Annotated in this window: 16 protein-coding genes; 9 read left to right on the forward strand and 7 right to left on the reverse strand. The window is 63.4% G+C overall.

Going from position 1 to position 15,385, the window contains the following annotated elements; all coding sequences use genetic code 11:
• Positions 1–20: 20 nt before the first annotated feature.
• Both AC1Q67_RS07880 and AC1Q67_RS07885 read right to left on the reverse strand, forming a co-directional pair.
• On the reverse strand, positions 21–842 hold the full coding sequence (locus AC1Q67_RS07880) for a 3'(2'),5'-bisphosphate nucleotidase CysQ (RefSeq protein WP_024574234.1): 822 nt from the start codon (positions 840–842) through the stop codon (positions 21–23).
• Positions 829–2,226, reverse strand: a complete 1,398-nt coding sequence (locus AC1Q67_RS07885) for a TldD/PmbA family protein (RefSeq protein ID WP_492234555.1) — start codon at positions 2,224–2,226, stop codon at positions 829–831. The genes AC1Q67_RS07880 and AC1Q67_RS07885 overlap by 14 nt, the downstream gene beginning before the upstream one ends.
• Positions 2,227–2,501: 275 nt before the next feature.
• Here AC1Q67_RS07885 and AC1Q67_RS07890 point away from each other — a divergent pair, with 275 nt between their 5' ends.
• On the forward strand, positions 2,502–3,032 hold the full coding sequence (locus AC1Q67_RS07890) for a DUF6101 family protein (RefSeq protein ID WP_024574232.1): 531 nt from the start codon (positions 2,502–2,504) through the stop codon (positions 3,030–3,032).
• Between the two features lie 3 nt (positions 3,033–3,035).
• Here AC1Q67_RS07890 and ubiA read toward each other — a convergent pair whose 3' ends face one another.
• Both ubiA and AC1Q67_RS07900 read right to left on the reverse strand, forming a co-directional pair.
• Positions 3,036–3,968, reverse strand: coding sequence for a 4-hydroxybenzoate octaprenyltransferase (gene ubiA, locus AC1Q67_RS07895; protein ID WP_492234554.1), 933 nt, complete (start codon positions 3,966–3,968; stop codon positions 3,036–3,038).
• Positions 3,969–3,993: 25 nt separating this feature from the next.
• Positions 3,994–4,698 (reverse strand): hypothetical protein, encoded by a 705-nt coding sequence (locus tag AC1Q67_RS07900; protein ID WP_492234553.1) that lies wholly within the window; start codon positions 4,696–4,698, stop codon positions 3,994–3,996.
• A gap of 164 nt (positions 4,699–4,862) precedes the next feature.
• Here AC1Q67_RS07900 and AC1Q67_RS07905 point away from each other — a divergent pair, with 164 nt between their 5' ends.
• The 6 genes from AC1Q67_RS07905 to AC1Q67_RS07930 all read left to right on the forward strand — a co-directional run bounded on the left by AC1Q67_RS07905 (position 4,863) and on the right by AC1Q67_RS07930 (position 10,930).
• Positions 4,863–5,618: a 16S rRNA (uracil(1498)-N(3))-methyltransferase gene (locus AC1Q67_RS07905; RefSeq protein ID WP_492234552.1), complete on the forward strand. Its 756-nt coding sequence runs from the start codon at positions 4,863–4,865 to the stop codon at positions 5,616–5,618.
• A gap of 118 nt (positions 5,619–5,736) precedes the next feature.
• Entirely contained in the window at positions 5,737–6,879 is a 1,143-nt protein-coding gene (locus AC1Q67_RS07910) for an ATP phosphoribosyltransferase regulatory subunit (protein WP_492234551.1), read from the forward strand.
• Positions 6,876–7,853, forward strand: coding sequence for an ATP phosphoribosyltransferase (gene hisG / locus AC1Q67_RS07915; protein WP_492234550.1), 978 nt, complete (start codon positions 6,876–6,878; stop codon positions 7,851–7,853). Before AC1Q67_RS07910 ends, hisG begins: the two co-directional genes overlap by 4 nt.
• Positions 7,854–7,986: 133 nt before the next feature.
• Entirely contained in the window at positions 7,987–9,033 is a 1,047-nt protein-coding gene (locus AC1Q67_RS07920; RefSeq protein ID WP_492234549.1) for a glycosyltransferase family 2 protein, read from the forward strand.
• Positions 9,030–9,887, forward strand: coding sequence for a ChbG/HpnK family deacetylase (locus AC1Q67_RS07925; RefSeq protein ID WP_492234548.1), 858 nt, complete (start codon positions 9,030–9,032; stop codon positions 9,885–9,887). The genes AC1Q67_RS07920 and AC1Q67_RS07925 overlap by 4 nt, the downstream gene beginning before the upstream one ends.
• Before the next feature lie 242 nt (positions 9,888–10,129).
• Positions 10,130–10,930: a DUF2076 domain-containing protein gene (locus AC1Q67_RS07930; RefSeq protein WP_492234547.1), complete on the forward strand. Its 801-nt coding sequence runs from the start codon at positions 10,130–10,132 to the stop codon at positions 10,928–10,930.
• A gap of 71 nt (positions 10,931–11,001) precedes the next feature.
• Here AC1Q67_RS07930 and AC1Q67_RS07935 read toward each other — a convergent pair whose 3' ends face one another.
• Positions 11,002–11,829 carry a L,D-transpeptidase gene (locus AC1Q67_RS07935; RefSeq protein WP_492234546.1) on the reverse strand — a complete coding sequence of 276 codons (828 nt, stop codon included), beginning with the start codon at positions 11,827–11,829 and terminating at the stop codon, positions 11,002–11,004.
• A 290-nt stretch (positions 11,830–12,119) separates the two neighbouring features.
• On the opposite strand from AC1Q67_RS07935, the gene AC1Q67_RS07940 reads away from it, so the two are divergent.
• Positions 12,120–12,890: a protein phosphatase CheZ gene (locus AC1Q67_RS07940; protein ID WP_024574222.1), complete on the forward strand. Its 771-nt coding sequence runs from the start codon at positions 12,120–12,122 to the stop codon at positions 12,888–12,890.
• Positions 12,891–12,945: 55 nt separating this feature from the next.
• On the opposite strand, the gene AC1Q67_RS07945 is transcribed toward AC1Q67_RS07940, so the two are convergent.
• Together AC1Q67_RS07945 and AC1Q67_RS07950 are read right to left on the reverse strand one after the other, a co-directional pair.
• Positions 12,946–14,142, reverse strand: coding sequence for an MFS transporter (locus tag AC1Q67_RS07945; protein ID WP_492234545.1), 1,197 nt, complete (start codon positions 14,140–14,142; stop codon positions 12,946–12,948).
• 60 nt (positions 14,143–14,202) lie between these two features.
• A complete protein-coding gene (locus AC1Q67_RS07950) occupies positions 14,203–14,736 on the reverse strand; it encodes a hypothetical protein (protein ID WP_492234544.1) in 534 nt (177 codons plus the stop codon).
• 320 nt (positions 14,737–15,056) lie between these two features.
• On the opposite strand from AC1Q67_RS07950, the gene groES reads away from it, so the two are divergent.
• Positions 15,057–15,353 (forward strand): co-chaperone GroES, encoded by a 297-nt coding sequence (gene groES / locus AC1Q67_RS07955; RefSeq protein ID WP_006022237.1) that lies wholly within the window; start codon positions 15,057–15,059, stop codon positions 15,351–15,353.
• Positions 15,354–15,385 lie beyond the last annotated feature (32 nt).

Consider the following 15,385-nt stretch of genomic DNA (forward strand, 5'->3'; position numbering starts at 1 on the left):
AGCAAAAAACGTGCTCGCAATCACCACGGAATCGGATTTTCCCGAAAATGTTTGACAATATGCGCGTGCCGCGCATGCCCCGCCGCCACCAGCAACCCGTGACGAACGTCGGTCTGATTATAGACCAGTCGTTCTCCGGCCAGTGAGGTCATTTCCCCGCCCGCTTCGTGCACGATTAAATCGGCGGCGGCAAGGTCCCAATCGCGGCTGTGCCCGGCCGCAAATGCGGCATCAAGCCGCCCATCCGCGACCCGCACCAGCCGCAAGGCGAGAGATCCGATTCTCGGATGGAGCGTGTCGCCGTCGCGCATCCCGCCAAGACGTTCAACCAGCGGTTTGGGCCCTGCAATCTTCGGAAAATCGATCCCGACGCCGGGCGCCGCTCCGATCCGTGCTCCATTCAGTTGCGCGCCCCGCCCGTGCGTTGCGAAAAAGAACTCGTCACTTGCAGGCGCAAATACCGCGCCGAGGAGCGGCAAGCCGTCCGCAACCAACGCGATAGAGACCGACCAGTCATCCTGCCGTGCCAGATAGGCGCGGGTGCCATCGATCGGATCGACAATCCATGTCAGCGATTTGCCGAGCCGCGACGGATCGTCGGCGCTTTCCTCCGAGAGCCATCCGTAATCCGGTGTCGCGGAACGCAACCGCGTCTCGATCAGATCGTTGACGGCGATGTCGGCCTCGGACACCGGCGACGACTTCCCTTTGATCCAGGTTTTCAATTCGGTGCGAAACAGGTTGAGCGCCAGCGCGCCGGCTTCGCGCACCACGCCCTCAAGCAGTGCAGCGTCACGCGTCAGGGCGGCATCGCTGATCATGTCGGAATCAGCGACCGGCAATCGTCAGCTCCCCGACGCGCACGGTCGGTGCGTTGACGCCGTACTTGAACGTGAGGTCGTTCGCGGGAACCATCGATTTGAAAATCTCGAGCAGGTGACCCGCGATGGTCACCTCGCTGACCGCATAGGTCAGTTGCCCGTTCTCGATCCAGAATCCCGCAGCCCCCCGGCTGTAGTCGCCGGTCACGCCATTGACGCCCGACCCGATCAGGTCGGTAACATAGAAGCCTTCCTTGATGTCGGCCATCAGTTCGGCCGGCGACAGCGATCCGGCCTCGAGATGGAGATTGTAGGGTCCGGGCGACGGTGACGACGAAACGCCGCGATGGGCGTGTCCCGTGGTGGCAAGGCCCAGTTCGCGCGCAGTCGCGGAATCCAGCAGCCAGGTCGTCAACACGCCATCATCGATGATCGCTTGCTTCCTGGTTGCAACACCATCCGAATCGAACGCCTGCGATCGCATCCCGCGCACGCGCAGCGGATCGTCGATGATGCGAACGCCCTTGTCGAACAATTGCTGACCGAGCCGGTCCTTCAGGAAACTGGTCTTGCGGGCAATCGACGTGCCGTTCACCGCGCCGACCAGATGGCCGACCAGCGAGTTCGATACGCGCGGATCGAACACCACCGGCGCCTTGCAGGTTGCAACCTTGCGCGGATTGAGCCGCGCCACGGTGCGCTCGCCCGCGCTCTGCCCCACACCTTCCGGAGATTCGAGATCGGAACCGTAAATCGCTGAGGTGAAATCGTAGTCGCGTTCCATGCCGGTGCCTTCACCCGCAATCGCCACCGCCGAGATGCTGTGGCTCGAGCGCAGATACGATCCGTGAAAGCCGGTCGAGGTCACGAGCACCATGCCGCCGATACCTGCGGATGCGGACGCACCGCCGGACTTCGATACACCCTTGACCCCAAGGGCCGCGGCTTCCGCGTTCAGCGCGCGCCGTTCCAGTTCACTGGCGGAGGGCACCTGCGGATCGAGCAGATCGAGATCGGGAAACTGTCTTGCCAGCAGCGAGGGATCGGCGAGCCCAACATATTCATCGTCGGGCGCGACCTTCGCCATCGCGACCGCACGCTCGGCAAGCCTTGCAACATCGCCGCCGATGTCGCTCGTTGAAACCACTGCCTGCCGTTTTCCGACGAACACACGCAGTCCGACATCGTCGCCTTCGGATCGCTCCGATTCCTCGACCTTGCCGTCGCGAACCTCGATGCTCTGCGACACGCCGCGCACCGCGATGGCGTCAGCGGAGTCCGCGCCCGCGCGCTTCGCTGCTTCCACAAGCCGCTGCGCCAGATCGCTCAACGCGGTCTGATCGAGCAATCCGGATGTCGTTGATTTCGGCGAAGGCGACAATGAAGCGTTTGGTGAAGAGTTCACAAACAATTTCCCGAGGCTTGGATACGAATGCAACGTAACATGAGATGTGCCTGTTTTACGCGGACTTCAAGCATTTTCGAGGTCTGCGGAGCAGATATTTCGAGTGCCCCGGCAAGGTCTCGTCAATCATCCGCGCCAACCTCTCGTCAATCATGAGAACTGAAGCAAACACAGTGAGAGACGATTAACCAGCCTTCTTAAGCGGATTCGGACGCGGCTCTGGCATGCTCCTCCCATCGACCGGGAACATAATTCCGGCGTGGGAGATAAAAGCCGTGAGGCGTCAATTCGGAGTCGGCGGGGTGCAACCCGTCGGGTCGAGCTGCATGTTGCAGCTCGACCCCCATTCTTTGCCGGTCAGCTTTGAGGCGCGCGATGGCCGCGCCGATGGCGGCGTCAGGCATATCGAAATCAACCGCGAACGCGTTACCGTGCGCCGTGCCGTCGGCGGCATCCGCATGGCGATCAATGTCCGCGTCAGTGAATTTCTCGGCATTGCCTGCCGCGAAACCAACGACGGACGCGCGCTCGTTCTGGTTCACAGCGATCCGTCATTGTCGGTTCCGCTGCTCGTCACTGCGGACGATCTTCATCTGGATATGGCCTGGCAGATGTGGGGCGATCTGTTTGCCCTGCCGCAAATCGAGGACGAAACGGGAGACACCCGCGAGCCTTCGCCGCGCCGCCGCCGCCGCAACATCATCAAGGATCGCCGTCCGAAATTTCTCGTGCGCCGCAAGGCTGGCCGTCCTGCCATGGAACGATCCATTCATCGCGGCGAACGCGAGATCATCGCGCGCAATTAAAATCTAGAAACTGCGCAGCACCGCGTCGGCGAGCAATCCGGCGAACAGCAGCAATCCGGCGTTGCGGTTCGACTTGAACAGCCGCAGGCACAGGGCTGAATCATCGATACGGATGGTCCGTACCTGCCAGACCAGATGTGCCGCGAATGCCGCAAGACCAATCCAGGCAAGCCATTGCGAGCCGCCGCGCCACAGCGCGACGCCGATCAGCACGACAGCAATGCTGTAGAAAATCGTCAGCGCCAGCTGCGTCCGTTCCCCGAACAGCAGCGCCGTTGACTTGATGCCGATCAGCACATCGTCCTCGGTGTCCTGATGCGCGTAGATCGTGTCGTAGGCGATCACCCATGCGATCGAGCCTGCGTAGAGGAACAGCGCCGTGGCATCGATCCGCGCCAGAATGACTGCGAACCCCATCAGCGCGCCCCACGAGAACGCGAGACCCAGAAACACCTGCGGCCAGTAGGTGACCCGCTTCATGAAGGGATAGATCGCAACCACCACCAGCGAGCCGATGCCGGTGAGGATCGCAAAGCCGTTGAACTGCAGCAGCACCGCGAGCCCGATCAGCGCCTGCAGCACGAGAAAGGCTGCCGCCTGCCGGACCGTCACCTGACCGGCGGGGATCGGCCGCGACCGGGTGCGCTCAACCTGTGCGTCGAGCTTGCGATCGGTGATGTCGTTCCAGGTGCATCCCGCGCCGCGCATGACCACCGCGCCGATGAAGAAAAGCACGATAACCAGCGGCAGTCCGCGCACGTCATGCGCGATCCCCGCGGCCAAAGCCGCCGACCACCAGCATGGCATCAACAACAGCCACCAGCCTATCGGACGGTCGAAGCGCGACAATCGCAGATAGGGCCGCATCCAGAGCGGCGCATGGGTATCGACCCAGTTGGCGGTGGAGTCGGCGACGGGGGCTGCGGCGTTGCTCATCGCAACCCTCTTCAGTGCGAGCGAGTTAGCGGGTCAGCACGTTGCCGTTCAGCGTATCGAAGGTGCTGCCACCGCGCTTCAAAGGCTTGGCCTCGGGCAGCGTTGCGGAGCCGAGCGCCTCGCTCAGGCTTGGACCTGCCGGTCCGGCCTGCTGCTGCGTCGCAGCCGCACACACCCGCTGTTGCAGCTGGGAGGTATTGGCGTGGCCCTTCTTCATCTGCGCGGCAACCTCGGGCGGTATGCCGCACTTCTGCGCATGGGTTTCCACGAACTTGATCATCTTCGTTTCAGCCTGCGCGAAGTTGCCGATCAGCTTGCAGGCCTCCTGCGGCGGCGCCTTGCGCTTGCCGGCAGCCGCAATGAGCTTGGCCTTGGCTTCGGCATCCGCCCGCAGTGGCAGGAAGCCGTTCTGACATTCCTCCGCACCCGGCGGTGGGCCGGCCTGCGGCGGTGCGCCGAAACCTCCGCCACCAACGGGCGGAGCGCCTGAGGTGAAGGCGCTCGGCGACGGCTGCGGTCTTACCGGCGCAGCGGTGGCGCCGTTCACGGGCGGAAAGGGCGATGCGGCGGGTGCACTGTTGACGGGAGGAAACGGCGACGCGTTGTTCGCGGGAGCCGGTGCCGACTGTCCCGGCAGCGGTGCCGGAAATGCGCCCTGCGCGCGGACACCCGCAGCCTGCAGGACGAAGGTGGCGGCAGCCAGCAATGCGATAGAACGGTAGGCGGTCACGGATTCTCCTCCGGCGGGTTCCGGTGTCCTGAAGCGACTTTTACGATTCTCGCCGCCCCTTAACAACCCGCTGAATCTGGCAGCAGCGCGGCGGCTCGTCATGCAAACGGCTGCCAATCCTGAATCATTCGGCTAGAAGTCTGAAAAATGAATGGATTGGCGTGATGCCCAAACTCGATTTTCGCAGCCCGCGGCTTTTTGTCGATGCACCGCTTGCGGCCGGTACCGGCATCGCGCTCGACCGCGACCAGACCAATTATCTCGGCAATGTGCTGAGGCTCGCCGCAGGCGACACCGTGCTGGTATTCAATGGCCGCGACGGCGAATGGCAGGCCACCCTCGCCGGCCGCAAGCGGCCGGACCGCGCGGAGATCGCCGGGCAGACCAGGGCGCAGGACGGCCTGCCCGATCTGCATTACGTGTTCGCACCGCTGAAGCATGCGCGGCTCGACTACATGGTGCAGAAAGCCATTGAAATGGGGGTTTCGGCGCTGCGGCCGGTGACCACCCGCTTTACGCAGGCCAGCCGCGTCAATGTCGAGCGGATGCGTGCCAATGTCATCGAGGCCGCGGAACAATGCGGCATTCTCAGCCTCGCCGAGGTGCACGATCCCGAACCGCTCGAACGCTGGCTTGGTACCCGCGACGATCAGCGCCTTATGGTGTTCTGCGATGAAGACGCTCCGATCGCCGATCCCATGGCTGCGTTCGCCGGCGCCGACGGCACAAAGGGCACGGACGTGCTGATCGGCCCCGAGGGCGGATTTGCCGAGGAGGAGCGCGCCCTGTTGCTGAAGCAGCCGCACGTGGTGCGACTCGCTCTTGGACCGCGAATCCTGCGTGCCGATACCGCTGCGGTCGCGGCGCTGGCCGTGGTACAGACGGCCCTCGGCGATTGGGGCAAGCCCGATGCACGCTGAGGTTGCATTCCGGAAGACCTCTCATTAAGCCCTTTTCCGGATCGTCGTCGAAACCCGGGTATTCCCGTGTTAAGGGACTGCCGATTCAAGCCTTTTACATCTCGTTGGATACCGAAGAATGAGCCAGACCAGTGCCGCAACCGCGACCGGGTCCGCCGCACAGGCGGAGGCCTTGCTGCAGACTTTTGCGCGGGCTGGCTACACCCATGCGCGTCCGCCGATCCTGCAGCCGGCGGAACCGTTTCTTGATCTGTCCGGCGAAGACATCCGCAAAAGCCTCTATCTGACCACCGACGCCAGCGGCGAGGAACTGTGCCTGCGGCCGGACCTCACCATTCCGGTGGCGCGGGACTATCTCGCCTCATCGCGCGCCGGCGCACCCGCCGGATTTTATTACCTCGGCCCGGTGTTCCGTTATCGCGGTGGCTCAGCCAGCGAATTCAACCAGGCAGGCGTGGAATCCTTCGGCCGTCAGGACCGTGCAGCCGCCGACGCGGAGATGCTCAGTCTCGGGATTGAAGCCGCCGCGGCTTTCGGTGTGACCGGCGTGGATATCCGCACCGGCGACGTCGCCCTGTTCGCCGCGCTGATCGACGCGCTCGACCTGTATCCGGTGTGGAAGCGGCGGCTGATCAAGGACTTCAACCGCAAGATTTCCCTCGCGCAGGATCTGCAGCGCCTGACGCTGGAGACCGGCAAGACCCGTAATGAATATGAAGGCGTGCTCGCAGCGCTCGCAGGCTCCGACCGCAAGGCGGCGCTGGCGCTGGTCACCGATCTGATGTCGATCGCCGGCACCAGCAATGTCGGCGGCCGCACGGTGTCGGAAATCGCCGACCGTTTTCTCGAACAATCGACACTGAAGGGCGGCGCGTTGCCGCGCGACGCGCTGCAACTGATCGAACGTTTCCTCGGCATCGCCGGCGAACCTGATGACGCGGCAGCGCAACTGCGCGCGCTCGCGGCGGACGCGAAACTCGATCTGGGCGCCGCCATCGACCAGTTCGAGAGCCGGACCGGATTCATGGCCACGCGCGGCATAGACACAAAGGCGATCCGCTTCTCCACGGCCTTCGGCCGCGGCCTGGATTACTACACCGGATTCGAGTTCGAACTGCATGCCAGGGGCAACGGGGCAGAGCCGCTGGTCGGCGGTGGACGTTACGACGGGCTGCTGACACGGCTCGGCGCGCGCGAGCCTATTCCAGCCGTGGGCTTTTCAATCTGGATCGAAGCGCTTTCGCAGGGGAGCGCATCATGAGCACGCCGTTCGTCGTCGCCGTTCCGTCCAAGGGACGATTGCAGGAAAACGCCGAGGCCTTCTTCGCGCAGGCCAATCTCACCCTCGCCAAGCCTCGCGGCGCGCGCGAGTATCGCGGCACCATGCCCTGCCTCGACAACGTCGAGATCGCCTATCTGTCGGCCAGCGAGATCGCCGCGCAACTGGCGCGCGGCGCAGTGCACCTCGGCATCACCGGCGAAGATCTGATCCGCGAGAATATTCACGACGCCGACAAACGCGTCATGCTGATCGAAAGTCTCGGCTTCGGCAGCGCCAATGTCGTGGTGGCGGTGCCGCAGGCGTGGATCGATGTCCGCACCATGGCGGACCTCGACGACGTCGCGACCTCGTTCCGCGCCCAGCACAATCACCGCATGCGGGTGGCGACCAAATACATCAATCTGACGCGCAATTTCTTCGCCAGCCACGGCGTCGTCGATTACCGCATTGTGGAAAGTGCCGGCGCCACAGAAGGCGCGCCCGCGGCGGGAACGGCTGAGTTGATCGTCGACATCACCACCACCGGGGCAACCCTTGCCGCCAACGGGCTGAAGGTGCTCGACGACGGCGTGATGCTGCGCAGCCATGCCAATCTCGTGGCCTCGCGCGACGCCGACTGGTCGGACAGCGCGCGCGAAACCGCGCGGGTCATCCTCGATCACATCGCGGCCAGCGCACGCGCCCGCAAGTACAAGGAAGTCCGCACCCGCTTCGCGGCGTGCAACGACGCCTTGCTGGCCGAAGCCCACAACCGGTTCGGCGTGGTGTCACCGTTCGGCGGGCCGACCTCGTCAGGCATGGTGACGCTGCACTGCCCGCCGGCGCAGCTTTACGCGCTCAGCAGCTTCCTGCGCCACCACGGCGCGGAAACGGTGTCGATCGCGTCGCTGGAATATGTGTACGACCGCGACAATCCGCTTTTCGCCAAACTCCAGACATTCCTGGGGCAATAAGGTTTGGCGATTTGCGGCAGCGCACGCTGCTGACGCACCGTGGCGACAGCATCCGGCGACTACCATATGATACTTGAGGACGCGTGATGCCGGATGACATCATGCATCCAAGGATGTTTCAGGAAACCGACCGATGACGCCGAGTGCCGATGTCTCGAACCTGTCAGGCAGCAGCCGCACCCCGGCTGCGCAAGGCCTTTCGATCGTCGTGCCGGCTTACAACGAGGCGGCAGGCCTGGCGCGGCTGCACGAACGTCTCTGCGCCCTCGCCGGGAAGCTCAGGCAGAAGTACGGCATCGCCTGCGAAGTCGTCTATGTCGACGACGGCTCCAGCGACGCAACGCTGAGCATCGCCCGCGGCCTGCCGCCGACTGATCTCGACGTGCAGGTGGTGTCGCTGTCGCGCAATTTCGGCAAGGAAGCCGCGCTGATGGCCGGGCTCGACCACGCCCGCCGCGGTGCCGTGCTGTTCATGGACGGCGACGGCCAGCACGCGCCGGAACTGGTGGAGCGGCTCGTCAGCCACTGGATCGATGACGGCTATGACGTGGTCTACACGGCGAAGGCGCACCGCGACAATGAATCGGTCCTGCGGCGCATGGGCGTGCGCGCCTTCTATACGCTGATCAACTGGGGCTCGCGGCAGAAAATCCCCGAGGACGCCGGCGACTTCCGTCTGCTGTCGCCGCGCGCGGCGGCTGCGCTGCGCCAGCTTCCCGAGCGCAACCGCTTCTTCAAGGGTCTCGCGACCTGGATCGGCTTCAAGCAGATTCGCGTCGACTACGAACCGGATGCGCGTGCGCATGGCGTCACCACCTTCAGTCCGGGCCGTCTGCTCGGTCTGTCCATCGAGGGACTGACGTCGTTCTCGGTTGCGCCGCTGCGCGTGGCGAGCCTGCTCGGGCTGCTGCTCGCGTTCGTTGCCTTCCTGTTCGGCCTGTCGATACTTTGGGAAACGATTGTCGACGGCAAGTCGGTCCCCGGCTATCCCTCGCTGGTGGTTGGCCTGATGACCATCGGCGGCGTGCAGCTCATCATGATCGGTGTGGTCGGCGAATACATCGGCAAGATCCTGTCCGAGATCAAGGCGCGGCCGATCTATTTCGTCGCGGAGCACAGCGTGAAAAGCGCCGACACGTCTGCTGCCGCCGACAAGACACCGCAGACCGCGGCTGAATGAGCGTGGGTTCGCCGCCGCGCCACATCTGGTTGTGCGCCGACGATTACGGCATGAGTCCCGGCGTCAATCGTGCAATCCGCGATCTGATCGTTCAGAAAAGGATCAACGCCACCTCCGTCATGGTGGTCGGCGCCGCCGTGGATCGCACCGAGATCGAAGCCCTGACACAGGCGGTTGCGGCCAATCCCGACTGCGCGATCGGATTGCACGCGACGCTGACTGCGCCGTTTCATCCGCTGACCATGCACTTCAACCCTCTCAATGGCGGACAGTTTCTGCCCCTCGGCAGGCTGCTGCGTGCGAGCCTGCTGCGGCGGCTGGACCCGGAAATCATTCAGGCCGAACTGCTGGCTCAGATCGCCGCCTTCAGACAAATGTTCGGCCGCGCGCCGGACTACGTCGACGGACACCAGCACGTGCAACTGTTTCCGCAAATTCGCGATGCGTTTCTCGTTGCGGTAAAGGAGGCTGCGCCCGGCGCCTGGGTCCGCCAGTGCGGCCGCTCATTGCCGCTGGCCCAGCGGCTCGACAGCCCGAAGGCGCTGCTGCTCGATGTGCTGAGCGAAACGTTTCGCAAGAAGAGCGCGCGCGCTGGCATCGCCTTCAATCCGGGATTTTCCGGCGCGTATGACATGGTCCGTGGCCGCGAATTCGCCGATGCGATGAAAGGCTTTCTCGACGGTCTTCCCGACCGCGGCTTGGTGATGTGCCATCCCGGCTTCGTCGACGAAACGCTTGTCAGCCTCGATGACGTCACGCATCAGCGCGAACGCGAATTCGCGTATCTGAGCAGTGACGATTTCCCCCGCCTGCTGGCGGCAAACAACGTGACGCTGGAACCGCCGACATCCTGAGGAGCGGCGCAACGCGCCGCGTCTCGAAGGGCGACGGCGACATTCGGACAATCATCCTTCGAGGCTGGCCGCGGACGCGGCTCGCACCTCAGGATGACGAGGTTCAATGTGGTCCTTACGGCTTTTTGTCGCACCGCAAGCGCCAACTTTCCTAAATTTAATTCATGCCGGGACTTACCCCGACACAATGCAGCGTTACATCTTTGCGCGCATTCGCATGCCGGATGCTTGAGGAGGGAATCATGACACCGCAGGAACGCCAACTGGTTGACGATCTGTTCGACCGTCTCGCCAAGGTCGAGAATTCACCGCGCGAGCCGGACGCGGAGGCCGCAATCATGCAGGGTTTGCGCCGCGCGCCGAACGCCGTCTACGCCCTCGTGCAAACCGTGCTGGTGCAGGACGAAGCACTCAAACGCGCCGACGCCCGCATTCAGGAACTCGAAGGCAGCGCGCAGCAACCGCAGCCCTCCGGCGGATTTCTCGATTCGATGCGCGATGCGATTCTCGGCCCCGGCCAGGGACGCGGTTCCGTACCGAGCGTTCGTCCCGGTGACGGCGCGCAGCGCGGTCCGGTCTGGAACAGCGGTCAGGCGCTCAATCAGGCCGACGCCCGCATGGGCGGCGACCCGCGCATGAACGATCCGCGGATGAATGATCCAAGGGCCGGCAATCCCGGCGGCGGGATGTTCGGCGGTGGCGGCGGCTCGTTTCTCGGAACGGCGGCGGCGACCGCAGCGGGCGTGATCGGCGGATCGATGCTGATGAACAGCATCCGGGGCATGATGGGCGGCGGCAGCCAGCAGAGTTTTGGCAACACCGCCGAGTCCGGCGGCAGCAAGATGCCATGGGGCAACGATCAATCGTCGGGCAGCCTCGCGCGCGATGCTGGCCTCAACGACGTCGGCAAGAGCGGTAACGACAGCCAGCGCCAGAGTTCCTACGATCAGGCGCAGGCGGACGCCGATCAGGACCAGGATCAGGACCAGGACGACGACGAGGATTACGACGACTTCGATGACGGCGACAGCGATTACGCCTGATTGAACTCGCAGCCAGACAAACGAAAACGGCCGCTGAAACAGCGGCCGTTTTTTTGCGAGTTCGGTTTTGCTCAGATCACGATGACCTTGGTGCCGACATTCACCCGGCCGTAAAGGTCGATGACGTCTTCATTGCGCATCCGGATGCAGCCCGACGACACCGCGGTGCCGATGGTCCATGGTTCATTCGAGCCGTGAATGCGGTACAGCGTCGAGCCGAGATACATTGCGCGGGCGCCGAGCGGATTTTCCGGCCCGCCTTCCATGTGGCGCGGCAGATCGGGACGGCGCTTGAGCATTTCCGGCGGCGGCGTCCATGCCGGCCACTCCTTCTTGGCCGAGATCGTCTTCACGCCCGACCACTCGAAGCCGGGCTTGCCGACACCGATGCCATAGCGCAGCGCCTTGCCGCCGCCCTGCACCAGATAGAGAAATTTGTTCGGCGTATCGATCACCAGCGTTCCCGGCGCATGACGGCCGCTGTACTCGACGACCTGCTTTTCGAACTTCGGGTCCATGCCCGGACGGCCCGGTTCGATGCCGACATCGCCCTGCCGCATGTCGTAGCGGTATTGCGGGTCCATCGGCGGCAGCCCGCCGCGTGACGGCATCTGTTCGTAGCGCTGCTCGTAACGCTGTTCGTAGCGCGGCGCCTGATAATTCGGATCACCCGACTGCCCGCCGCTGAACAGAAACTCGATCAGTCCACCGCCCATGTTGGAGTTGGATCGCTCGTTATAGGCGACGCGGATCGGCATTGGCGGCGTTGACGTCGGCTGCGCATAGATCACGCGCGGCTCGGGGACAGGCATATCGTCATCATATGCGAAGGCCTGTATTGAACTGGCGCCGAAACACACCGCGCCGGCGACGAGCGCGAGGGAAGTTTTTCTGGACATCGACGTACTCTGTACTGTTTCGTCGTTGACGCACGGACAGCGTGCGCCCTGAACACGAACATTTAAGGTTAAAAGCGCCTCGGTTTGGTAAACAAAACCGGCGCTCGGATTCACCACGTCCGTATGCACGGCCTGTTCTTCGCGACAGCGTTTATTTTCGATGAACGCAAGACCTGCATGGTTAACCGTTGGTATGCGCTGCCGGATACTTCATTGAAACAACAGGTTCGCGCGAAACCTCGCGTTAAATTACGCCGGGTTACAACGCCTCATCAGGGATGGGGAAACCAATGGCCGTTCAGCGCAAGCGATTCCGTATTGAAACAATCCAGTCCGTCGGCATGCCGATACTCGATCATGATGAGAGCGAGGTCATTCCGCATCATCATCAGATCATGAGCGAACTTCGCGCCATTCGCGCGCAAATGGCCGCGCATCACCGCGGCCCTGTCGCGGAGCAGGATGAAAATCCATCAGCTCAGGAACTGACGGAAGCCCAGCAGTTGCTGGGAAGCTACCGCGCGCAGATCGAACAGTGCGAAAAGCTGAAAGTCGAACTCGATCTCATTCACGACGCCATCAACCGCACCAAGCAGGAAATCGCCGTGCTTCACGGCAAGAGCTTCAGCGGTGACGAGATGGCGAAGGTCACCGGCGAACTCGGCGCCGTGGTTGGCGGCACCGAGGAAGCCACCCAGCAGATTCTCGAAGCTGCCGAAGCCATCGATCAGGCCGCAAGCGCCCTCGGCAAGACGATGTCGCCGGACCAGCAGGCTCAGCTCAGCGAAGACATTCAGGATCGCGTCGTCGGCATCTTCGAGGCGTGCAACTTCCAGGACCTCACCGGCCAGCGCATCAGCAAGGTGATGACCACGATGAAGTTCATCGAGCATCACATCAATGTCATGATGGAGATCTGGGGCGGCGTCGACGCCATCAAGCAGCACGCGCCCGCGATCGTCGACACCCGCGTCGGCGATGCCCGCCTGCTGAACGGCCCGAAGGGCGTGGATGAAGAAGGCCACGTCTCGCAGGACGACATCGACGCGCTGTTCAACTGAGCGCATTCGATCTCTCGGATTCAAAACCCGGAGGCTTGCCTCCGGGTCTTGTCGTTCAGGACGGCCGCCGCAACAGCGCGAAACAGACCAGCGCCAGCAGCGCGACGCCGATCAGCATTTCCAGCGCCACCTGGCCCGACCAGCGGTCGATCACATAGGCCAGCGCGAACGGCGACAGCGCCTGACAGATTTGCGCCGGGCGCGCGATCCGGCCCACCACGCGACCATAACCGACGGCTCCGAACAATGTCAGCGGCAACGCTCCGCGCGCGATGGTCACGACGCCGTTGGCGGCGCCGAACATCAGCGCAAACACCGTTGCAACGGCGGGCGAGATTCCGGCTGCGACAAGCAGAATGAACGCACACGCCATCAGCACCATCGCGATCCGCACCAGCCAGAGTGGATGCAGCCTGCCGCCCGACATGAAGTCCGCGATGCGCGTCAGGACTTGCGCAGGCCCGAACAGCGCCCCGATCATCACCGCGGTGCCTGCATCGATACCGCCCCGCTGCAGGATCGTCAGCAAATGCGCAAGCGTTCCCGATTGCATGATGGCATGGGCTGCGAACCCCGCAGCGACCAGAAGGAACGGCATGCCGATCGATGGGATGATGGCCGCAGTTTTGACGGGGGCAGCGCCCTCCGCCACCGGCGGCGCCGTATAGATGGCGTTGCGCGGCAGCGCGAACGCATAGAGCGGCGCGACAATGAAAGCCAACACGCCGGCGAACACGAAATAAACGCTGCGCCAGCCGCCATGGGCGATCAGCATCTGGGTTGTCGGCCATGAAAACGTCGAGGCAAGACCGCCGACGAATGTCACCAGCGTGATCGCTCGCCGCGACGACGCGCCGAAAATACGCGTCAGGGCGGTGAACGCAGGATCGTAAAGGTTGCAGGCCATCGCAATGCCAAGCAGCACCCAGCCTGCGAGATAGAGCCAGTATTGATCGGCGAGCGGCAGGATCAGGAGGCCGAGCGCGCCGATCAGCGCCCCACCCGCCATGATGTAGTGCCCGCCATGCCGCTCGATCAGGCTGCAAATGAACGGGGCGGTCAGTCCGGACACACCCAGCCCGATCGAAAATCCGAGAAGGGCTTGCGCCAGCGACCAGCCATGGGCCGCCGCGATGTGGGGCATCGTCAACCCGGGCGGGTAGAACAGCGCGCCCCAGCCCAGGACTTGGGTGATGCAAAGAACGATGACGGCGCGGCTGGGCCCGGAGCGGAGGACTTGCAGCCCGGCCATTGCGCGTTCACGTCCCCGACGTCGAGAATCATCCGTTATCGGGAACAATAAACCAATGCGCTATGCGCGCGGCGCGCAGCGGACATACACCATGGTCCCATAGCGGCTCGATGCGTCCTTGTCGATGAACCGCGTCATCAGCACACGCCCGTCGAACGAGACGATCTCGCGATCCTTGTCCCCGCCGGCAGGACCAGCCGGGCCGATGTAGTTCTTGCCGCTCTGGCTGCCCTTCAGGCGCAATTCCTGCGGGGTAGCTTCGTCCGGCAGGTGCATGATGACGCCGCCGGTGGCGCCCTGCCCGATCACATAGGGATTTTTGCACTGCCCGCGCGCCGCAGCTTCGGTGCGGGTCCGGTCGTCCGGTTTGTGGAATGACGCAAGGCCCCAACGTCCGACGATTTCATCGGCGCGGATGGTGGCTGGGACTTCGGGCGCCACGGCCGGTTCCTGGACCGTGGCCTGTCCGCCACCGAAACCGCTGAACCCGCCGAAGCCGCCGCCGCCGCAGGCACCGAGAAAACCCGAAAGTATTGAAATGGCTGTCAGCGTGACGATCTTGGAGGCTTTGGTACGCTCGCTCACTGTGGTCATGGTGTCTCCCGGCAAGAACACTTGGCTGCCTGCCAGACCGACAGACCCGCCGTCACACTGCGTGAACTGACCCCCGTCATTACGCAGCGTTCCCCTTTATGGTTTCCAGATCATCCTATATTGGCCTCACCAAGGCCTTAAGGGCCTTGCTTGACAGGATCGGCGGCAACCCATATTCCCGACCCCGTCATTAGCACTCTTGGAGCGCGATTGCTAAGGGTAAGGCTTCGTCCCCTCAAGGGGTTAGCTAAACCCATTATCCACGACCCGCGCCCCGCCGCACGTCAAATCTTACCTAACCAACGCCCAAAGGACATCCGATGGCCAAGACAACTTTTCGCCCGCTGCATGATCGTGTCGTCGTCAAGCGCATCGACGCCGAAGAGAAGACCAAAGGCGGCATCATCATTCCAGACAGCGCCAAGGAAAAGCCCTCGCAGGGTCAGGTCGTCGCAGTAGGCCCCGGTGGCCGCGACGAAGCCGGCAAGCTGATCCCGATCGATCTGAAGGCTGGCGATACGGTGCTGTTCGGCAAGTGGTCCGGCACCGAAGTGAAGCTCGACGGTGAGGAGCTCCTCATCATGAAAGAGTCCGACATCATGGGCGTGCTGAAGTAAGCACGGCCACATTCATCCGCCGTCATCCTTCG

The sequence above is a fragment of the Afipia sp. GW823-FHT06G09 genome (assembly GCF_058794875.1).

What these genes read in the sequence shown, in the direction of transcription:
- AC1Q67_RS07945 (WP_492234545.1), bottom strand. Translation starts at nt 14,142, where the DNA reads ATGGCCGGGCTGCAAGTCCTCCGCTCCGGGCCCAGCCGCGCCGTCATC.
- AC1Q67_RS07920 (WP_492234549.1), top strand. Translation starts at nt 7,987, where the DNA reads ATGACGCCGAGTGCCGATGTCTCGAACCTGTCAGGCAGCAGCCGCACC.
- AC1Q67_RS07950 (WP_492234544.1), bottom strand. Translation starts at nt 14,736, where the DNA reads ATGACCACAGTGAGCGAGCGTACCAAAGCCTCCAAGATCGTCACGCTG.
- AC1Q67_RS07925 (WP_492234548.1), top strand. Translation starts at nt 9,030, where the DNA reads ATGAGCGTGGGTTCGCCGCCGCGCCACATCTGGTTGTGCGCCGACGAT.
- AC1Q67_RS07930 (WP_492234547.1), top strand. Translation starts at nt 10,130, where the DNA reads ATGACACCGCAGGAACGCCAACTGGTTGACGATCTGTTCGACCGTCTC.
- ubiA (WP_492234554.1), bottom strand. Translation starts at nt 3,968, where the DNA reads ATGAGCAACGCCGCAGCCCCCGTCGCCGACTCCACCGCCAACTGGGTC.
- AC1Q67_RS07910 (WP_492234551.1), top strand. Translation starts at nt 5,737, where the DNA reads ATGAGCCAGACCAGTGCCGCAACCGCGACCGGGTCCGCCGCACAGGCG.
- AC1Q67_RS07905 (WP_492234552.1), top strand. Translation starts at nt 4,863, where the DNA reads ATGCCCAAACTCGATTTTCGCAGCCCGCGGCTTTTTGTCGATGCACCG.
- hisG (WP_492234550.1), top strand. Translation starts at nt 6,876, where the DNA reads ATGAGCACGCCGTTCGTCGTCGCCGTTCCGTCCAAGGGACGATTGCAG.
- AC1Q67_RS07940 (WP_024574222.1), top strand. Translation starts at nt 12,120, where the DNA reads ATGGCCGTTCAGCGCAAGCGATTCCGTATTGAAACAATCCAGTCCGTC.
- AC1Q67_RS07935 (WP_492234546.1), bottom strand. Translation starts at nt 11,829, where the DNA reads ATGTCCAGAAAAACTTCCCTCGCGCTCGTCGCCGGCGCGGTGTGTTTC.
- groES (WP_006022237.1), top strand. Translation starts at nt 15,057, where the DNA reads ATGGCCAAGACAACTTTTCGCCCGCTGCATGATCGTGTCGTCGTCAAG.